Origin of the sequence: Planococcus daihaiensis (genome assembly GCF_049262615.1) — a bacterium.
In the GTDB taxonomy this organism is placed as follows: Bacteria; Bacillota; Bacilli; order Bacillales_A; family Planococcaceae; genus Planococcus.
Genome location: NZ_CP175504.1, coordinates 165,348 through 182,968, shown reverse-complemented (window position 1 = coordinate 182,968; position 17,621 = coordinate 165,348). Strand labels below are relative to the sequence as shown.

15 protein-coding genes are annotated in these 17,621 nt (G+C 46.5%); 13 read left to right on the top strand and 2 right to left on the bottom strand.

The annotated features are described in order from the left end of the window. The first annotated feature begins 151 nt into the window (after nt 1-151). From panC to DHX103_RS00840, 10 genes are all read left to right on the top strand, one after another. The gene (gene panC / locus DHX103_RS00885; RefSeq protein ID WP_422123399.1) at nt 152-988 is read left to right on the top strand and encodes a pantoate--beta-alanine ligase; all 837 of its coding nucleotides are present in this window, start codon (nt 152-154) and stop codon (nt 986-988) included. Nucleotides 989-990: 2 nt separating this feature from the next. Beyond that, nucleotides 991-1,374 carry an aspartate 1-decarboxylase gene (gene panD, locus DHX103_RS00880; RefSeq protein ID WP_422123398.1) on the top strand — a complete coding sequence of 128 codons (384 nt, stop codon included), beginning with the start codon at nt 991-993 and terminating at the stop codon, nt 1,372-1,374. A 415-nt stretch (nt 1,375-1,789) separates the two neighbouring features. Next, a complete protein-coding gene (gene dinG / locus DHX103_RS00875; protein WP_422123397.1) occupies nt 1,790-4,552 on the top strand; it encodes an ATP-dependent DNA helicase DinG in 2,763 nt (920 codons plus the stop codon). Between the two features lie 23 nt (nt 4,553-4,575). Beyond that, nucleotides 4,576-4,746: a YpmA family protein gene (locus DHX103_RS00870; protein WP_084245560.1), complete on the top strand. Its 171-nt coding sequence runs from the start codon at nt 4,576-4,578 to the stop codon at nt 4,744-4,746. A 14-nt stretch (nt 4,747-4,760) separates the two neighbouring features. Beyond that, the gene (locus DHX103_RS00865; RefSeq protein ID WP_422123396.1) at nt 4,761-5,237 is read left to right on the top strand and encodes a DUF5590 domain-containing protein; all 477 of its coding nucleotides are present in this window, start codon (nt 4,761-4,763) and stop codon (nt 5,235-5,237) included. Nucleotides 5,238-5,252: 15 nt separating this feature from the next. Then, complete coding sequence (locus tag DHX103_RS00860) at nt 5,253-6,443, top strand: pyridoxal phosphate-dependent aminotransferase (protein ID WP_422123395.1); 1,191 nt, start codon at nt 5,253-5,255, stop codon at nt 6,441-6,443. 27 nt (nt 6,444-6,470) lie between these two features. After that, nucleotides 6,471-7,766 (top strand): asparagine--tRNA ligase, encoded by a 1,296-nt coding sequence (asnS, locus tag DHX103_RS00855; RefSeq protein WP_422123394.1) that lies wholly within the window; start codon nt 6,471-6,473, stop codon nt 7,764-7,766. 326 nt (nt 7,767-8,092) lie between these two features. Then, complete coding sequence (locus DHX103_RS00850; protein ID WP_422123393.1) at nt 8,093-8,803, top strand: DnaD domain-containing protein; 711 nt, start codon at nt 8,093-8,095, stop codon at nt 8,801-8,803. A gap of 12 nt (nt 8,804-8,815) precedes the next feature. Continuing rightward, nucleotides 8,816-9,496: an endonuclease III gene (gene nth / locus DHX103_RS00845; protein WP_422123392.1), complete on the top strand. Its 681-nt coding sequence runs from the start codon at nt 8,816-8,818 to the stop codon at nt 9,494-9,496. Continuing rightward, nucleotides 9,471-9,803: a YpoC family protein gene (locus DHX103_RS00840; RefSeq protein WP_422123391.1), complete on the top strand. Its 333-nt coding sequence runs from the start codon at nt 9,471-9,473 to the stop codon at nt 9,801-9,803. Before nth ends, DHX103_RS00840 begins: the two co-directional genes overlap by 26 nt. Before the next feature lie 67 nt (nt 9,804-9,870). Here DHX103_RS00840 and DHX103_RS00835 read toward each other — a convergent pair whose 3' ends face one another. After that, entirely contained in the window at nt 9,871-12,558 is a 2,688-nt protein-coding gene (locus DHX103_RS00835; protein WP_422123390.1) for a PBP1A family penicillin-binding protein, read from the bottom strand. Between the two features lie 29 nt (nt 12,559-12,587). Beyond that, a complete protein-coding gene (gene recU / locus DHX103_RS00830) occupies nt 12,588-13,199 on the bottom strand; it encodes a Holliday junction resolvase RecU (RefSeq protein WP_422123389.1) in 612 nt (203 codons plus the stop codon). A 523-nt stretch (nt 13,200-13,722) separates the two neighbouring features. Here recU and DHX103_RS00825 point away from each other — a divergent pair. From DHX103_RS00825 to DHX103_RS00815, 3 genes are read left to right on the top strand one after another with little or no spacing between them, the layout of a single operon-like run. Next, on the top strand, nt 13,723-14,088 hold the full coding sequence (locus DHX103_RS00825; protein ID WP_422123388.1) for a YppE family protein: 366 nt from the start codon (nt 13,723-13,725) through the stop codon (nt 14,086-14,088). Continuing rightward, complete coding sequence (locus tag DHX103_RS00820) at nt 14,085-16,355, top strand: DEAD/DEAH box helicase (protein ID WP_422123387.1); 2,271 nt, start codon at nt 14,085-14,087, stop codon at nt 16,353-16,355. Before DHX103_RS00825 ends, DHX103_RS00820 begins: the two co-directional genes overlap by 4 nt. A gap of 6 nt (nt 16,356-16,361) precedes the next feature. Then, on the top strand, nt 16,362-17,606 hold the full coding sequence (locus tag DHX103_RS00815; protein WP_422123386.1) for a ribonuclease H-like domain-containing protein: 1,245 nt from the start codon (nt 16,362-16,364) through the stop codon (nt 17,604-17,606). Nucleotides 17,607-17,621 lie beyond the last annotated feature (15 nt).

Genomic DNA, 17,621 nt, shown 5'->3' with positions numbered 1-17,621 from the left:
CCGAATTTTAAATTTAATAACGATGAGTCTGCCTTGATCTATTGCATGACAGGGACGGAAGAAAAAGAGTCTACCATTTTCTGTCCTTCTGCCCATTTTTGGTGGAAGGACTTTTTATATGCGGCTTTCTTCCGGGAAGGAGAGAGAAGTATTGCGTACGATTGAAACAATTAAAGAATTACAGCAATGGGTAAAAGAAAGAAGAGCGGCAGGTGACAGCATCGGCCTGGTGCCAACGATGGGCTTTTTGCATGAAGGCCACATGAAACTCGTGGAAAAGGCTAAAGCGGAAAATGATGCCGTGCTGATGAGCATCTTTGTCAATCCTGCCCAATTTGGCCCGAACGAAGATTTCGAACGCTATCCACGAGATATGGAGCGGGACAAAGCGATGGCGAAAGAAGCCGGAACTGATGTTATTTTCGCTCCTTCTGTTGAAGAAATCTATCCACGGAAATCATCCATCTCCATTTCAGTCGGCAGAATGGCGGACCAATTATGCGGAAAATCGCGTCCCGGCCATTTTGATGGGGTATTGAAAGTCGTCACGAAACTTTTCCATTTGTCTGGAGCGGACCGTGCCTATTTCGGGCAAAAAGATGCGCAGCAATTGGCCATTATCCAATCGTGGGTGGAAGATTTTAATTTTCCGCTGGAAATCAGGCGCGTCGATACGGTCAGGGAAAGGGATGGCCTGGCGAAAAGTTCACGCAATGTCTACCTGAGTGAACAGGAGCGTGCCGAAGCGCCGCATCTGAAAAAAGCATTGGACTTCGGCAAAGAGATGGCGGCTGAGGGAATCGATCCGATTCCGGCGATGAGGGATTACCTGACTGAAAATTGTTCCGGGAAAATCGACTATATTCAATTGCTGTCGTATCCGGATCTCACGGAAAACGCGATAGGCGAAGTGATTTTGGCTCTTGCCGTCCAGTTTGAAAAAGCACGGCTGATCGACAATCTATTATTCACCATAAAGGGGAACTGACAATGCTTCGAATGATGCTCAACTCAAAAATCCACCGCGCGACTGTAACCGAAGCCGATCTGAATTATGTCGGCAGCATCACCATCGACCAGGATCTGCTCGACGCAGTCGGCATGCTGCCGAACGAAAAAGTCCATATCGTCAACAATAATAACGGTGCGCGTTTTGAAACGTATATTATTTCCGGCAAACGTGGCAGCGGGGTCATCTGCGTCAATGGAGCGGCAGCCCGGCTCGTCCAAAAAGGGGATATCGTCATCATCCTGTCCTACGCTTACATCATGGATGACAATGCACGTGACCATAAACCGACCGTTGCGATCATGGATGAAGCCAATGGGATCCGTGAAATCATCAGCTACGAGCCCGAAGCCACTATCATGTAGAAATCCTGCCTTCTGTATAGAAGGCTTTTTCTTTTGATGATAATTATAAATAGATTAATAATCCAGCCCACCGATATTCCGCAAAACAGCTTCGAAGACATTAGCCTACGCTTGCGAGGCTAAGTCTTTGCGACGAAGCAGCGCAGCGATGCAACGCACTTTCATGTCTCGAAGCTAGCGAAGCGATGCAGAGACAGGAGCACGGTTTTTTACCACTCTCCAAGGCGCGTCTTCGCTGCTTTGCTCCATATCTCTAGAGAGCTCTTCAGAAGGGTTCCGATATAAAATAACAAATTTCTTAATTCATCTCATAACTTTCAAATTTCGGCTTGAATGGATCAGAACAAAAAAGCGCAACGTGGCTGGATATGTTACAATTTTTCCATAGGGAATCACCTGAGGAAGAGGGAGTGTCATGAACAAAGATAAATACGTTGTCGTCGATATTGAGACGACAGGCCATGCCCCTGCAAAAGGTGATCGGATTATCCAATTGGCAATCGTGACGATTGAAAATGGCAAAATTATTGATACATATATGGAATTTGTTAACCCGGGACGTAAAATCCCCATGTTTATCCAGGATCTGACAGGGATTTCCGATGACGATGTGGCACATGCAGAACCGTTCGAGTTTTATGCAGAGGTAATTTCTGAAAAATTGCAGGATGCGATTTTCGTTGCTCATAATACAAATTTCGATCTTCCATTTTTACAGAAAGAACTGCAGCGCAGCGGCCAGCCGCAATGGCAGGGGCTGACGATGGATACTGTGGAATTGTCCCGCCTGCTTTACCCGACCGCCATCAGCTATAAATTGCAGGATATTACTGCAGATCTTGGGATACCGCTTGGCAATGCCCATCGTGCAGACGATGATGCATACGCCACTGCGGAGCTTTTTCTGCGTTCAAAAGCGGATCTGCAAAATCTGCCATACGAAACACTGGCTTTATTGCATAAGCGATCGTTTTTGCTGAAATCAGACCTTTCGCGCTTATTATATGAAGCAACGGCCCAAAAAAGAGGTTCACATATGAGCGGTCTTGATCAGTTTAGAGGCGTGCCGTTGAAAACAAGAAAACCTGTGGACGCTGGCAAACGCTCGGAATTCACGCCGAAAACGGATTGGCATGACAGACTCGAAGCCGTTTTTCCGAATTTTGAACGCCGCGACAGTCAGTTCGAAATGATGACGGCAATCCAGAATGCGCTGGGCAATGCGGATGAAATGGTCATCGAAGCCTCCACTGGTATGGGGAAAACGATCGGCTATCTGCTGCCAGCTGCCAATCATGCTTTGGCAACCGGCAAGCAAGTGCTCGTCAGCACCTATACGACGCATCTGCAGGACCAATTGACATGGAATGAAACAAAATTTGTGGAAGAGTTCATCGGCGAGAAGGTCCGAATATCCTTGATCAAGGGATTAAGCCATTATCTCGACCTGACCCGCTTTTCCGAACTCTTATACGGCGAAGACGAGTCCTATGATGAAACATTTACGATCATGCAAATTCTCATTTGGCTGACCCGGACGACGACGGGTGATTTGAATGAATTGAATGTCTCGAGCGGCGGACAATTATTATTGGACAAAATCCGGCGTTCACACACCAGAAGACCGAGCCGTGAAGAGAAGATCTACGATTTTTATGAGTACGCGCTGGAGCAGGCAAAAAATGCCAATATCATTGTCACCAACCACGCGTTTCTGCTGAATCAGCCACAGTCATCCAATTCGTTATTGGAAAACGTCGATGCGATCATCTGGGATGAAGCGCATCAGGCGGTGCAAGCGGCCGTTTCCCAATATGAAAAAACGTTTGTTTACACCCAGTGGAAATATATATTCGGGCAGATTGGCACGAACGAAGAACGGCAATTGTACTCCAAGCTGAGAGCGGCAGCTGAAAAGTCAGGTTTCGCTACCCTGACAGAATTAGTTAAACTGAATGCGCTGTTCAAAAGCATTACGAAATACTTTGACCGGATTTGCCTGATGCTGTCCACGGAATTTACGGAGAAATTCAAGAACCGCCGGCATAAGAAAAATGCCATCCTGCTAAGTGAAATACAGTTCCACAACAATGATTTTTCAAAATTGCTGCGATTATTGAATGAGTGGATTGATTTGTCACAAACCGTTTTGCAGCGGGCTGAAAACATAGCTGAAAAATCCATCGAAGACCGGTTGGTAATAGCGGACTGGCGATATTGGACAGAGGAATTGATGGTGAAAGCCGTCGAATTCAGTGGGATTTTTGTTTTTCCGATTACTGATGAAGTGAGTTGGATCGAAGGCGACCTGCGCAGCCTGCCAAACAGCCTGGCTTTGTATAAACGCCCATTTGATGTGACTTCCATCATCGAACAGGTGACCGCGCCAATTCGTGGAAAAAAAGCGATCATCTGGCTGTCGGGCACAATGACGGTGCCGTCAAATGAACGCTTTATTGTCAGCCAATTAGGTGTGCCGCCGTCCGTTGCCATTACGAAATACGAACCGCCGAAAGATTTCTATCAAGGGGCAAGAGTTTTCGTCATTGAAGACATGCCGGATATTCAGCAGGTGTCGCAAACTGATTATATCGAAGCCGTTGCGGATGCCGTCATCCGAACCGTTCTGGTAACTGAAGGACGCTGTTTTGTGCTGTTCACTTCACAGGACATGCTGCGGAAAACGGTCGATTTGATACAGGATACGCAGCTGCTCGATGATTATATGCTGTTTGCGCAAGGAATTTCTTCGGGCAGCCGCATGCGCCTGCTCAAATCATTTCAGCGTTTTCAACGGTCCGTGCTGTTTGGCACCAACAGTTTTTGGGAAGGTGTAGATGTGCCGGGAGACGCGCTGCGAGCAGTGGTAGTCGTCAGGCTGCCGTTTACATCACCCGATGAACCGGTGTTCAAAGCGAAGTCGGAACTGATTTCAAAAGAAGGCATCAATCCGTTTTTGCATTACGCATTGCCTGAAGCGGTGCTGAGGCTTCGGCAGGGCTTCGGCAGGCTTATTCGTTCGAAAAACGACCAGGGGCTTTTCATCGTGCTGGACCGCCGGATTGAAACGAAATCCTATGGCCAGGAATTCCTGGATGCCCTGCCGGAAGTCGGGGTGTCAAAAGTGTCTTTGGAAAAGATGGTAACGGATATTGAACATTGGTATAATAAGCAGTGAAAAATGAAAGGAAGGTCGTTCGGATGGAATCAAAAATTGAAGTACTATCCACAGTCAACGTCGCGTATCAGCCGGATTTATATAAAGTTGTTGATGCTTTAAACCGCACATTGAAACATGATAATTTGATGTTCGGCCTTGCGCTCGATAAAGAAGATCCGGAGAAAGCGGTCTTCACGATTTATAAAACATAAGTTCAGGTGATGAAATGAAACAATGGATCATATTTATAGGAGGATTTTTATCATTCCTGGCAATTGTGCTGACGATCTTAATCCTGATTCTCGGCAATAAACCTTTTTCGGATGTGGAAAAGAACGCAATTGCACAGGTGACAGGTGAAAATTTGCTTACTGAAGTCAATAGGTCATATGTTTATTCCAATGATCAGAAATCCGTCACGGTCATCGGAACGGATGGCGAAGGCAAATTAAAGGCCGTGTTCGTACCGATAAACGGACAGGAAATGTCTGAAACCGAACTGACAGGCAAAATAACTGCCCAGGAAGCCCGTGGCATTGCTTTGGATGATATGGAGGTCAAAGAAGTTCTCCATACAAAGCTGGGCATGGAGAATGAAACGGCAGTTTGGGAAGTTGTTTTTCTTACAAAAAATGACAAAATAAATTATGTGTATATTTCTGCAGCAGATGGAACCATCTGGAAAAGGATCTTAAATTTGTGAAGGGACTGAAGACTTTTGATTAAATTAGCACATCGTGTCCAAACATTGACGCCTTCAACCACTCTGGCGATAACAGCGAAAGCCAATGAATTGAAAGCGCAGGGAGTCGACCTCATCGGCCTTGGCGCGGGGGAGCCGGATTATAATACCCCCGACAACATTCTGCAGGCGGCTTATAAGTCAATGATGGAGGGCAAGACGAAATATACGCCAGCGGGCGGCCTTCCGGCTTTGAAGGAAGCGATTATTGAAAAATTGCAGCGCGACCAGAATTTAACGTATGCACCAAAAGAGGTCATGGTCGGCGTCGGGGCAAAACATGTGCTGTATACCTTATTTCAGGTGCTGCTCGATAAAGGCGATGAAGTCATCATTCCGATTCCTTATTGGGTGAGTTATCCGGAGCAGGTGAAATTGGCCGAAGGAGTGCCGGTATACATAGAGGCGACAGCGAGCCAAAATTATAAAATCTCAGCTCAGCAATTGCGGGAAGCGATCACTGACCGCACGAGAGCGGTCATGATCAATACACCGAGCAATCCGACCGGCATGATTTATTCAAAAGAGGAATTACAGGAACTTGCAGAAGTTTGCCGTGAAAGGGATATTCTGATTGTTTCCGATGAAATTTACGAAAAATTAATTTACGGAGCAGCGAAACACGTTTCTATTGCAACACTGTCAGAAGATGCAAAAAAACGAACCATTATCATCAATGGCGTTTCGAAATCCCATTCAATGACGGGCTGGCGCATTGGTTATGCGGCAGGAGATGCCGAATTGATCGGAGCGATGACAAACCTCGCAAGCCATTCCACTTCGAATCCGACAACCACTTCCCAATATGCGGCAATCGAAGCGTATAATGGACCACAGGACGCTGTCGAAGAAATGCGGAAAGCGTTTGAAGGCAGGCTGGAAACAATTTTCCCGAAACTTGAAGCCATTCCCGGTTTCCAGGTCATTCGACCGCAAGGGGCATTTTACCTATTGCCGGATGTGTCGGAAGCGGCTGAAAAAACAGGATTCTCCTCAGTGGATGAATTTGTGGAAGCGTTGCTGACGGAAGCCAATGTGGCAGTGATTCCGGGTTCAGGCTTTGGAGCACCTTCAACGATTCGCCTTTCTTATGCGACATCGCTGGAAGCTTTGAACGAAGCGGTGGAGCGGATCGGTAAATTCGTTTCAGCGAGATGGCAGGAATAATTTGAAAACAATATCTTGGAGGCTAGTATGAAAAAAATTACAATTGCCGAAATGGCTAAATATACAGGACAAACGGTTAAACTGGGCGCTTGGATCGCCAATAAACGCTCCAGCGGGAAAATCGCATTTCTGCAATTGCGCGATGGTTCAGGATTTGTACAGGGAGTTGTCGTCAAAGCAGAAGTTGGCGATGAGATTTTCGCTGCAGCCAAAGCTTTGACACAGGAAACTTCGCTCTATGTAACGGGAGAAGTAAAAGAAGATGAGCGTTCTGCATTCGGATACGAATTGCAGGTCACGGGCATAGAAGTGATCCACGAAGCAAAAGATTTCCCGATTACACCAAAAGAACACGGAACGGAATTCCTGATGGACAATCGCCACCTATGGCTGCGTTCGCGCAAACAGCACGCCATCATGAAAATCCGCAACGAAATCATCCGTTCCACTTATGAATTCTTCAATGAAAACGGCTTTGTTAAAGTGGATCCGCCAATCTTGACCGGTTCTGCACCGGAAGGCACTTCGGAACTTTTCGCAACAAAATATTTTGAAGAAGATGCTTTCCTGTCTCAATCCGGCCAACTTTATATGGAAGCAGCCGCAATGGCTCTAGGAAAAGTGTTCTCTTTCGGACCGACTTTCCGCGCTGAAAAATCAAAAACGCGCCGCCATCTGATTGAGTTCTGGATGATCGAACCGGAAATGGCTTTTGTTGAACACGATGAAAGCCTGGAAGTGCAGGAACAATTCGTATCGCACATTGTTCAATCCGTTTTGAAAAACTGCCAATTGGAATTGGATCGCTTGGAGCGGGATACATCCAAGCTTGAAAAAATTAAAGCACCGTTCCCGCGCATCACATACGATGAAGCCATCAAATGGTTGAACGACAACGGCTTTAACGACATCGAATGGGGCGAAGATTTCGGTGCTCCGCATGAAACGGCCATCGCAGAACATTACGATATGCCGGTATTCATCATCAACTATCCGATCGGCATTAAGCCATTCTATATGCAGCCGCATCCGGAACGCGATGACGTTGTCTTGTGTGCCGACTTGATCGCACCTGAAGGTTATGGTGAAATCATCGGTGGCTCTGAGCGAATCTATGATTATGAGCTGATGAAACAGCGCATCAACCAGCACAATCTCGATCAGTCAGCTTACGAATGGTACCTGGACCTGAGCAAATACGGCGCAGTGCCTCATTCTGGTTTCGGCCTAGGCCTGGAACGCACAGTAGCATGGATTTCAGGTGCAGAACATGTCCGCGAATCCATCCCGTTCCCACGTCTATTGAACCGTTTGTATCCGTAAACTATTTCATAAATACTGAAGTAAAGAATGAAATTTTTTTGAACACTTAGGCGCTTTGGACAAGGGCAAAGATTATGCTCCTGCGCATGCTCGTCGCAAAGGTGCGCCATCGCTGGGTGATTATCTAAGGTGAAGTGAGTCTCTAAGATATGGAGCAAAACAGCGAAGACGCCCAGGGGGCCAAGCGAAGTGCTGAGATCCACTCGGGCGAAGTGAAACGAGACCGAGTTAGCTCAGCGCGAGCCCCCAGGCAAGCGAAGCTGTTTTGCGGAATATCGGTTATAAAATATCAAATTTGAAATATCGAATAGAAAGGTGGTTGGGATATGAAACAGCCAGATCGACTTCAGTTATGGATCGAGCAGGGGAATGTTGCCATTTCCCAGCTTTTTTTTCAATTTTACAAGGAATTGAAGATTTCGGACGAAGAGGCTATGCTCTTGATGCATGTTCATGCTTTTCAACAGGCTGGGAACCATTTCCCGACTCCCGATGAAATCGGAGCACGCATGATGTGCTCACAAAAAAGCGTAACGACGATGCTGCAAAAATTAATGCAACAGGGATTTATTGCCATCAAACAGGAAACTGTAGAGGAAATTGCATCAGAAAGTATTTCACTGCAGCCCTTATGGGATCGGTTGATCAATTGTGTTCAGCAGAATGAAGAAGAAGAGGAAGAAAAAGTCCATTCCCAGAAGGAAATGGAAGGCCATGTCTTCCAATTATTCGAACAGGAATTTGGCCGCTTTCTTTCCCCGATGGAAATCGAAACGATTTCCATGTGGATGGACCAGGATGGACATACGCCGGAAGTCATCAAAATGGCATTGAAAGAAGCCGTCATTTCCCAAAAGATGAGCCTGCGTTATGTCGACCGCATTCTTTTTGAATGGAAGAAAAAGAATATCAAAACTTCTTCAGAAGTCACGAAACACGCAGCAACTTTCAGAGAAAAAAATATCCAGATTCAGCCGGTGGCGGACAATACCGCGAAAAAAGTGAAATTTTATAATTGGCTGGAAGACCGGAATTAGTGGGTGATTTGAATGATGTCAAAAAAAGAATGGAAATTGTGCCTTGAGGAAATGGATCACATGTTTCCGGATGCGCATTGCGAGCTTGTTCACCGCAATCCGTTTGATTTATTGATCGCCACTTTGCTGTCGGCGCAATGCACAGACAAACTCGTCAACAAAGTGACGGCAGATCTTTTCAAGAAATACCAAACTCCGGAAGATTATATTGCCGTGTCGCTCGAAGAGTTGCAGACCGATATCCGATCAATCGGTTTGTTCCGCAATAAAGCCAAGAACATCCAGGCGCTCAGTCATATATTGATTTCGAATTTCAACAGTGAAGTACCTGCAGATCGTGATTTACTCACCACATTGCCCGGCGTTGGCCGAAAGACAGCGAATGTGGTGGTTTCAGTGGCTTATGGAATACCTGCGTTAGCAGTTGATACCCATGTCGAGCGGGTTGCGAAGCGTTTGGGATTGAACCGCTGGAAAGACAGCCCCTTGCAAGTGGAAGAAACGATTATGAAAAAGACTCCGGCAGAAGATTGGTCGAAAACGCATCATCAGATCATTTTCTTTGGACGCTATCATTGCAAGTCGCAAAATCCCGGCTGCCACGTCTGTCCCTTATTCGACAGATGCAGGGAAGGGAAGAAACGCGAGAAAAAAGGGCTGATAAAGCGTGAACACGTTACAGAAGTTAATTGAAAAGGATAAGATCCAACCATATTACGAAGAATGGAATATGCTGGAAAAGGAAATCCGTGAGATTTTCAGCAGCAGACAACAAAGTGCAGAAGCATCGATGAATAAAGGCTTCTATTTATATAAGGCTTTGCTGGCTCAGTGCAGCACTGAAGACGATAGTGTCGTGCCGCTGAATCATGCCGAGCGGCTGGAATTTATCGAAGCGAATCGATCAAACTACGCCGCTTTTCGGCAGTTGGCTGAACTTTTCAAGGAAATGGATAAAAAACTGGCCTCAAAACGGGCAATGTTGCATAAACTTGAATAGCATAAAAAACCCCCTTAAGCGATTTCGCTTAAGGGGATTTTTGATAGCGGGATGTCAGTGAAGAAAATTATTGATTGTCATCTTCTTCATCTTCTTCATTGTTGTCATCGTTTCCACCTTCGTCAGCTGGTGACACAGAAGCTCCGTTGGCTTCGCCATCGGACTCTTCCTCATCACTGCCGTCTTCTGGCGGAGTTTCGCCATCTTCATCTTCTTCCGGTGGAGCTTCTTCTCCATTACCGTTGTTGTTACCATTGCCATTGTTGTTACCATTGCCCTCACCGTTATTGTCATCTTCGGCTGGGGCTTCATCTTCCTCTTCTTCTGGAGGAGCTTCCTCTTCAGGTGGCTCTTCCTCTTCTTCCTCTTCTTCTTCCTCCGGCTCTTCAGGAGGGCGGACTTCGACGATTGTGGAAGCGGGATCGCTTCGTTGGTCGTCTTTAACGGCTATGACACTGAATGTATAGGCGCGGCCTTCTTCGAGATCATCGAATGAATAGGATTTATCTTCGGTGGTAGTTAAGACTGAACGATCGCCGTCCACTTCGACAGCCACTTCGAATTCCACATCTTCTATATCCCCGTAATTCCATTCAAGCTCAACAGTTGAGCCGTCTACCGATGCGCTCAAACCAGTTGGCGCATCCAAATCTTCCTGCACAAATTCCTCTGATACTTCTGAAGGAACTGTGCCGCGTACGAATAATTCTGTGCTTTTCTGATCAGAAGGCGTGTAGTCACTTGCCAATTGAAGGGGTTCTGTGCCAACTTCAATGGTAGCTTCTACAACGGATTCAGGTTGCTGGAATCTGCCGGCATCCGGTGAAGAAATTTTTGACATCACATCTTTGAAAAGATGCTGCGACAATAAACGTTCGTCAGAAGCGGTATCCATTGCGCCTTCCTTGGAAGAGTACCCGCTCCATACGGAAATCGAGTATTCAGGTGAGTAGCCTGCAAACCAGATATCTGGGGCAGAACTGCTGTCATGACCATATCTTTCAAATTCTTCAGCTGTGTAATTCGTTGTGCCGGTTTTGCCGGCGATATCGACACCGCTGACAGCAGCTGCTTTACCGGATGCACCGGCAATATTAGCGTCCAATGAGTCACGCAGCATGTCTGTAACCATGAATGCGGTGCTGTCTTTCATTGCTGGCACTGATTCAGGTGCTACAATTTGTTCTGTTGAACCATCACGGAAAACAATTTTCGTTACAGTATGCGGTTTCGTGAAAATGCCATCATTGCCGAACGCCGCGAAAGCTCCGGCCAATTCAACCGTGTTGATGTCTTTTCCCGGTGAGCCGAGTGCAGCGGACTCGTAGATATCGCCAAAATCCAATCCAAGTTTCTGGGTGAATTCTTTTGCATTTTCCGTTCCGACTTCATTCAGCGTTTTGACTGCTGGAATGTTTCGTGAGCGGTATAAAGCTTCACGCATTGTCATTTCACCGAGGAAGTTGCCGTCAAAATTATTGACTTCCTTGTCATCTTCCTCATAAGAGTAAGGCTCATCGACAAGTGTTTTGCCGGTTGACCAATCCAGATATTCAATTGCCGGACCGTAATCCAGCAGTGGCTTTATGGTTGATCCAATTTGACGGTCGCGTGACGTGGCGTAATTGTGGCGCACATCGCCGCTGTATTCACGCGCTGCTCCGATAGCCCGGATTGCTCCGGTTTTTGTATCAACGACGGTAAGCCCTGACTGCACTTCGTCATTGAAGAAAAGATCGGAAGCCATCGTTTCGTTTACAGCTTTTTGGACATTGGGCTCGAGAGTCGTATGAATCGTCAAACCTTCATCAAGAGAAAAGTCTTCATCCAAAGCTGCTATTTCTTTTTCCACCAATTCCATAAATGCAGTGTACTCGCCGCTTGGTGGGGTAGGGCGCTGTTCTTCAGGCAATAAAGAATCTGCAATCGGCACTGCCTGCGCTGCTTCTTTTTCTTCAGTCGTAATCTTGCCATGCTGTTCCATCAAGCTTAGTACAACATTGCGTCTATCCTGAGCCCGATCAGGGTTATTAAACGGGTTATAGCCATTCGGGCTTTGCGGCATTCCTGCCAGCAATGCGGCTTCGTGCAGTTCAAGCTCTGACACTGGCTTGCCGTAGAAATTTTCAGAAGCAGTCCCAAAACCATATATGTTGCCGGACATTAAGATTTTATTGAAGTACATTTCAAAAATTTCTTCTTTTGAATACTCCTGCTCCAGTTGGTAGGCAAGATAGGCTTCCTGCGCTTTTCGTTCCAAAGTTTTATCGTTTTTCAGGAAGGAGTTTTTGATAACCTGCTGGGTAATCGTACTCGCTCCCTGGGAACCGAATCCACCGGTGACGTTGGCAATGACTGCGCCGCCCAGACGGATTACATCAATTCCGGGGTGATCGTAGAAACGGTTATCTTCTGTTGCGAGAATCGCATTTTCCATCAATTTCGGAATATCTTCATAATTGACGTATTCACGATCTTCAGTGGTCATATAGGGGATTTCTGTTTCCCCGTCAGCAGCCAGGAATGTCGGGCTGATCGGATCGCGCAAAAGTTCCTCATCCAATTCCGGGGCACTGCTGGCATAATAGGTGAAGAGCCCGATGCCGAATACTAAACCGATGACGCCAATAATAAGAATGGTCATGATAACTCGTTTAATCCAGCCGCCTGCGGATGTTTTCTTGTTCTTGCCTTTTTTCTTTTGCTGTTCCATTGCTTTTCTGCGCTGTTCGCGCGACATTTGTTTTTCGCTCACAAGATGTTCCTCACTTTCGTTGGTGCGTTCTACTGAAACTTATTCAATTGGGGCAAATAGTCGATGCGTGGAAATGCACCGGGTTTTAGTTCGATACCGGTTTCCTCAATTTCAGACAAGGTCACTGATTTCCTGCCGCCTTCCATCATCCGTTCCCAAAAAATTTCAAATGCTTCAAATGGAATGATAAAATAGCGGTCCAGCGAAGAGAAACGGATGATGAGGAATGCGAGTCCATTGTGTTTTCGGACTTGAGTCATGTGGTGAATCTGGTGCTCGTGAATATTCTTCAGCGGAAACGATGTTTTATTTTCTGTCTCCTTCGCCTCGAAATCAACGTATTTTCCGTTCCAAACGCCATTATAATCTGTCGTCGACGGGGAACGGAAATAGGCTTCCTTGATCACTGCGGCACTTCTGGAAGGGTATTCAACTCGCACAATCTGAACGGGAACCGGTTTCTTGTGGATAACGGCATGGCCGAGCTGAAGGTAATAATCATTTGTTTCATTCAGCTCGTCCTCTAATGTTTTACCCCGATTGCTGAAAGAAAAATCTTTTTTCTTCTTTTTCTTTTTTTCATCCGTTGGCAGAATTGTATTTGGAATGAATTTTTTTCCGTTTGGATAATTGATGGTCATCGTGATACACCTCGCTTACTTTATCATATCACATAGAATTAGACGATAAATGAGCTCCGAAGTTCCAATTATAATAAGTATAACTGTAGAAGGGACATAGACATAACGCTTCTGCGCTTTGGACAGAGCAAAGATTATGCTCCTGCGCTTGGAGAGTAGCTTAGATATGGAGCAAAACAGCGCAGACGCCATGGGGAGCAGGCGGATGCCGACGAAGTGCTGAGATCCACTCGGGTGAAGTGAAACGAGACCGAGTTAGCTCAGCGCAAGCCAAGTGTTGGCCGAAGATAGTTCGGCCGACGCTTTGCGACGAAGCAGCGCAGCGATGCAGGAGCACGGTTTTTGGCAAGCAAGCTGTTTTGCGGAATATCGACTACTGATATTTATATAATTCAACATTTATTGCTAGATTCATGATAGAGGAATACTTACAATATTCCAATCGAAAAGAATACCTGTTCGTTCAGAGTCGTGTCATATTTGTGGATATGATAAACTTAGGGCATTGGAGGGATGATGAAAAATGACTATTCGCGAACTTTCTTCCTTATTATATGACGAATGTGGAAAATGCCAGGAACGCTTTTTTGATATGCGTGAACGGGATGCTGTCCCTGATTTTTACGATGACGTTAAACCTTATGCCGATTACTGGCACGGAAAAATAAATCAATGGCAACAGGACTCACTTCTTTATATACAACAGGAACGCCCCAAATATGTTCATAAGCCGCAGATTGATACCGCCGCGGAAGGGATGACTCAATTTTTTGTGCAAAGTTTTTATAAAGAAACGAGCAAAAAACGTTTTATCCAAACGATACAAGGGGCTCAGTATACGCTGCAGACATTTATGCTGGCCATAGACGAAAAGAGCGAAAAACAATGATCAGAAAGAAAACATTGCCGCAATTGATGGAAGAATGGAAAACTGAACCCGATATGATGGAACGGATTGTCCATTGGCATACCAAAGAAGAAAAGCCGGCGAGCTACGCTGCTTTTCCGGAAGAAATGCACGACAGCCTGAAAAAGGCGCTCAGAAAAAAAGGCATCGAACAATTGTATACCCATCAGCGCCAGGCTTTCGACCTGGCACAGCAGGGCAATTCTTTTACAGCTGTTACGCCCACAGCATCCGGGAAGTCGTATTGCTACCATCTGCCGGTGCTGCATAAAATATTGAACGACCCCGGCGCGCGTGCATTGTACTTGTTTCCGACAAAAGCGCTCGCCCAGGATCAGAAAAGCGATCTCCATGACTTGATTGAAAAAACTGAAGAAGAAATTCTTTCCTATACGTATGACGGCGACACTTCTCCTGCGATCAGAACGAAAGTTCGAAAAGCGGGCCAGATTGTCATGACTAATCCGGATATGCTGCATTCTGCGATTCTGCCGCATCATACAAAGTGGGTGTCGTTATTTGAGAACTTGCATTATATTGTCATTGACGAGCTCCATACGTATAAAGGGGTGTTCGGCACCCATGTGGCTCACGTGATCCGCCGGCTGAAACGGATCTGCGAATTCTACGGCAGCAATCCGGTTTTCATCTGCACTTCAGCGACAATCGCCAATCCGAAAGAATTGGCCGAAGCGCTGACCAATGAAGAACATGTGCTGATCGACCAGAACGGTGCACCTTCCGGCAAAAAGCACATCGTCTTTTACAATCCGCCGATCATCCATCCGACGTTCGGCGTCAGAAGAAGCGCTGTGCTCGAAGTGCGTGATCTGGCGACAATGCTGATCCGGCAAGGAATCCAGACGATCGTTTTTGCCAAAAGCCGGGTTCGTGTCGAGATGCTCGTGACCTATCTCCAGGCGATCACAAAGATGAAGCTGCAGAACGAAAGCATCAAAGGCTACCGGGGCGGTTATTTGCCGACCGAACGCCGCGCCATCGAAAAGGGTCTTCGGGACGGTTCGATTCAATGTGTCGTTTCCACAAACGCATTGGAGCTCGGTGTCGACATCGGCCAGCTGCAGGCTTGCATCATGACGGGTTACCCAGGGAATATTGCAAGCGCCTGGCAACAGGCGGGACGTGCCGGGAGGCGACAGGATGAATCTCTTGTCATTTACGTCGCACAGTCCACCGCACTTGATCAATACATCATCAATAACCCTTCTTATCTACTGGACCAATCACCGGAAGAAGCCAGAATCCATCCGGAGAATATCATCATCTTAATGGATCATCTGAAATGTGCTTCTTTTGAATTGCCTTTTACAACAGATGAAATGTACGGGGAATTCGAAGTGCAGGAACTTCTTGAATACCTGCAGGAGCAAGGTGTCCTCGTTCGCACATCGGACCGCTGGCATTGGATGAGTGACCGCTTTCCGGCGCACGATATTTCATTGCGCTCGGCGTCACAGGAAAATGTTGTCATCATTGACCAGTCGGTTCCTTCTGATACGCGAGTCATCGGGGAAATGGACCGTTTCAGTGCGTTGACGTTATTGCATGAAGAAGCGATCTACCTTCATCAGGGAACGCAATTCCAGGTTGAAATTCTGGATTGGGAAGAAAAGAAGGCCTATGTCCGTGAAGTGGATGTGGATTATTTCACTGATGCCAATCTGGCAGTGGAATTAAAAGTAATGAGCGAAGATAAAGTAAAAGATATGAATGGCTCGGAAGTTTTTTACGGGGACATCGCTGTATTAGCTATGCCGACTATTTTTAAGAAAATCCGTTTTGATTCGCATGACAATATTGGATCCGGTCCGATTTCCTTGCCAGCAGAAGAACTCCACACATCGTCGACGTGGCTGAGCTTCAGCAAGCCGGACGATTTTTCTGATGCTGAGTTATCGGATATGATGACCGGAGCGGCGTATGCGATTGAATCATTTATACCGATTTTTGTGTCCTGCGACCGGCGCGATGTCCACGTCGTACCGCAGGTGAAATCGCCGCATAATGATTTGCCGTCGTTCTTTATCCATGATTCCTATCCGGGCGGTATCGGCATCAGCGAGCGCATTTACGATATGTGGCTGCCGCTTCTCGATAAAGCGAGAAGCCACGTCGCGGAATGTCCGTGTCTCGACGGCTGCCCATCTTGCATCGGAGCGCAGGATGCGATGGTCAACATGAAAGAAAATGTCATCAGATTACTCGACGAGCTTCGCGAAAAGAGGTGATAGCCGATGTCGTTTGAAAATAAATTGCTTCAGATGAAAGGCATGCTGAAAAAAGATGCAGGTGCCAAATCGAGGCCGAAAGTCAGTAAACAAGGAAAACAGCGGCCTTTGCATGAAAAAAGGTGGCAGGAAATCGGGCTCGAGCTGGTGGAGAACGAATTTGGCTTTGTCTTTAAAAAAACAATTGTCTATTCGCTTGAGACACGCCATGGCAACATTGCCTTGAGCGAATTGGATGGCGTGCTGGAAGCGTGGGAAGGGGTCGACTTCGCTCATCCTTTTAAGTTGAAAAAAGAAGAGCGCATCCTTTTTTTCGATACGGAAACGACCGGATTAAGTGGCACAGGCGCCTATATATTTTTGGCCGGTCTTTTGGAAAGAACGGCTGCTGGCTTTGAAATGACCCAATACGTCATGCCGGACCCTTCCAATGAAGCCGCTTTTCTTTACGAGACGGATCTCTGGAGATCCCAGGATCCAATCATTTTTTCTTATAATGGAAAAAGCTTTGATTGGCCGCAATTGATGTCAAGATGGACGATGCACCGCAACATTCTGCCGAAACTGAAAAGCCTGCGGCAAATCGACCTGTTTCACGGCACGAAAAGAATCTGGAAAAATGAACTGGCGAGGATGAAGCTGAGTACGATCGAAGCTGAAAAACTCGGGTTTACAAGAGAACGGGATGTGCCGGGATTTCTGATACCGGCCATTTATCTGGACGCAGTGAAAAGCGGTTATCCGGATGCGCTGGAAGGCGTGCTCCATCATAATGAGCTGGATATTCTGTCACTCGTTTCGCTGTATGTGCTGTCTTCGAATTTGCTGATGGAAGACCTTGATTCTGAAACTTACGGGGCTTATACAAATATCGGCAAATGGTATGCAGATTTGAAACAGTTTGACCAAAGTGCAGCTTATTTTGAACACGTAACGGCTGAAAGAGGCGCATCATCGGCATTGGCGCGTTATTTCCTAGCGATTCAGCGCAAACGCAGCGGGCAATATGATGAGGCGTTGAAACTCTTTAAGGAAGCTGCACCAAATCTGCGCGGACCGGTTGAATTGGAAGCGTGGCTGCATGCGGCCAAATTATATGAGCATCAGCTCAAAGATTTAGACCAGGCCCTCATCATGGCCGGATTTGCAAAAGAAGCCAGTCAGCATCTGCAGATCAGACCAACAATGATTCGGGACATCGACAAAAGAGTGGCAAGGCTGGAGTTAAAGATACAAAAAAATCGTCCATAATTATGATAATAATTA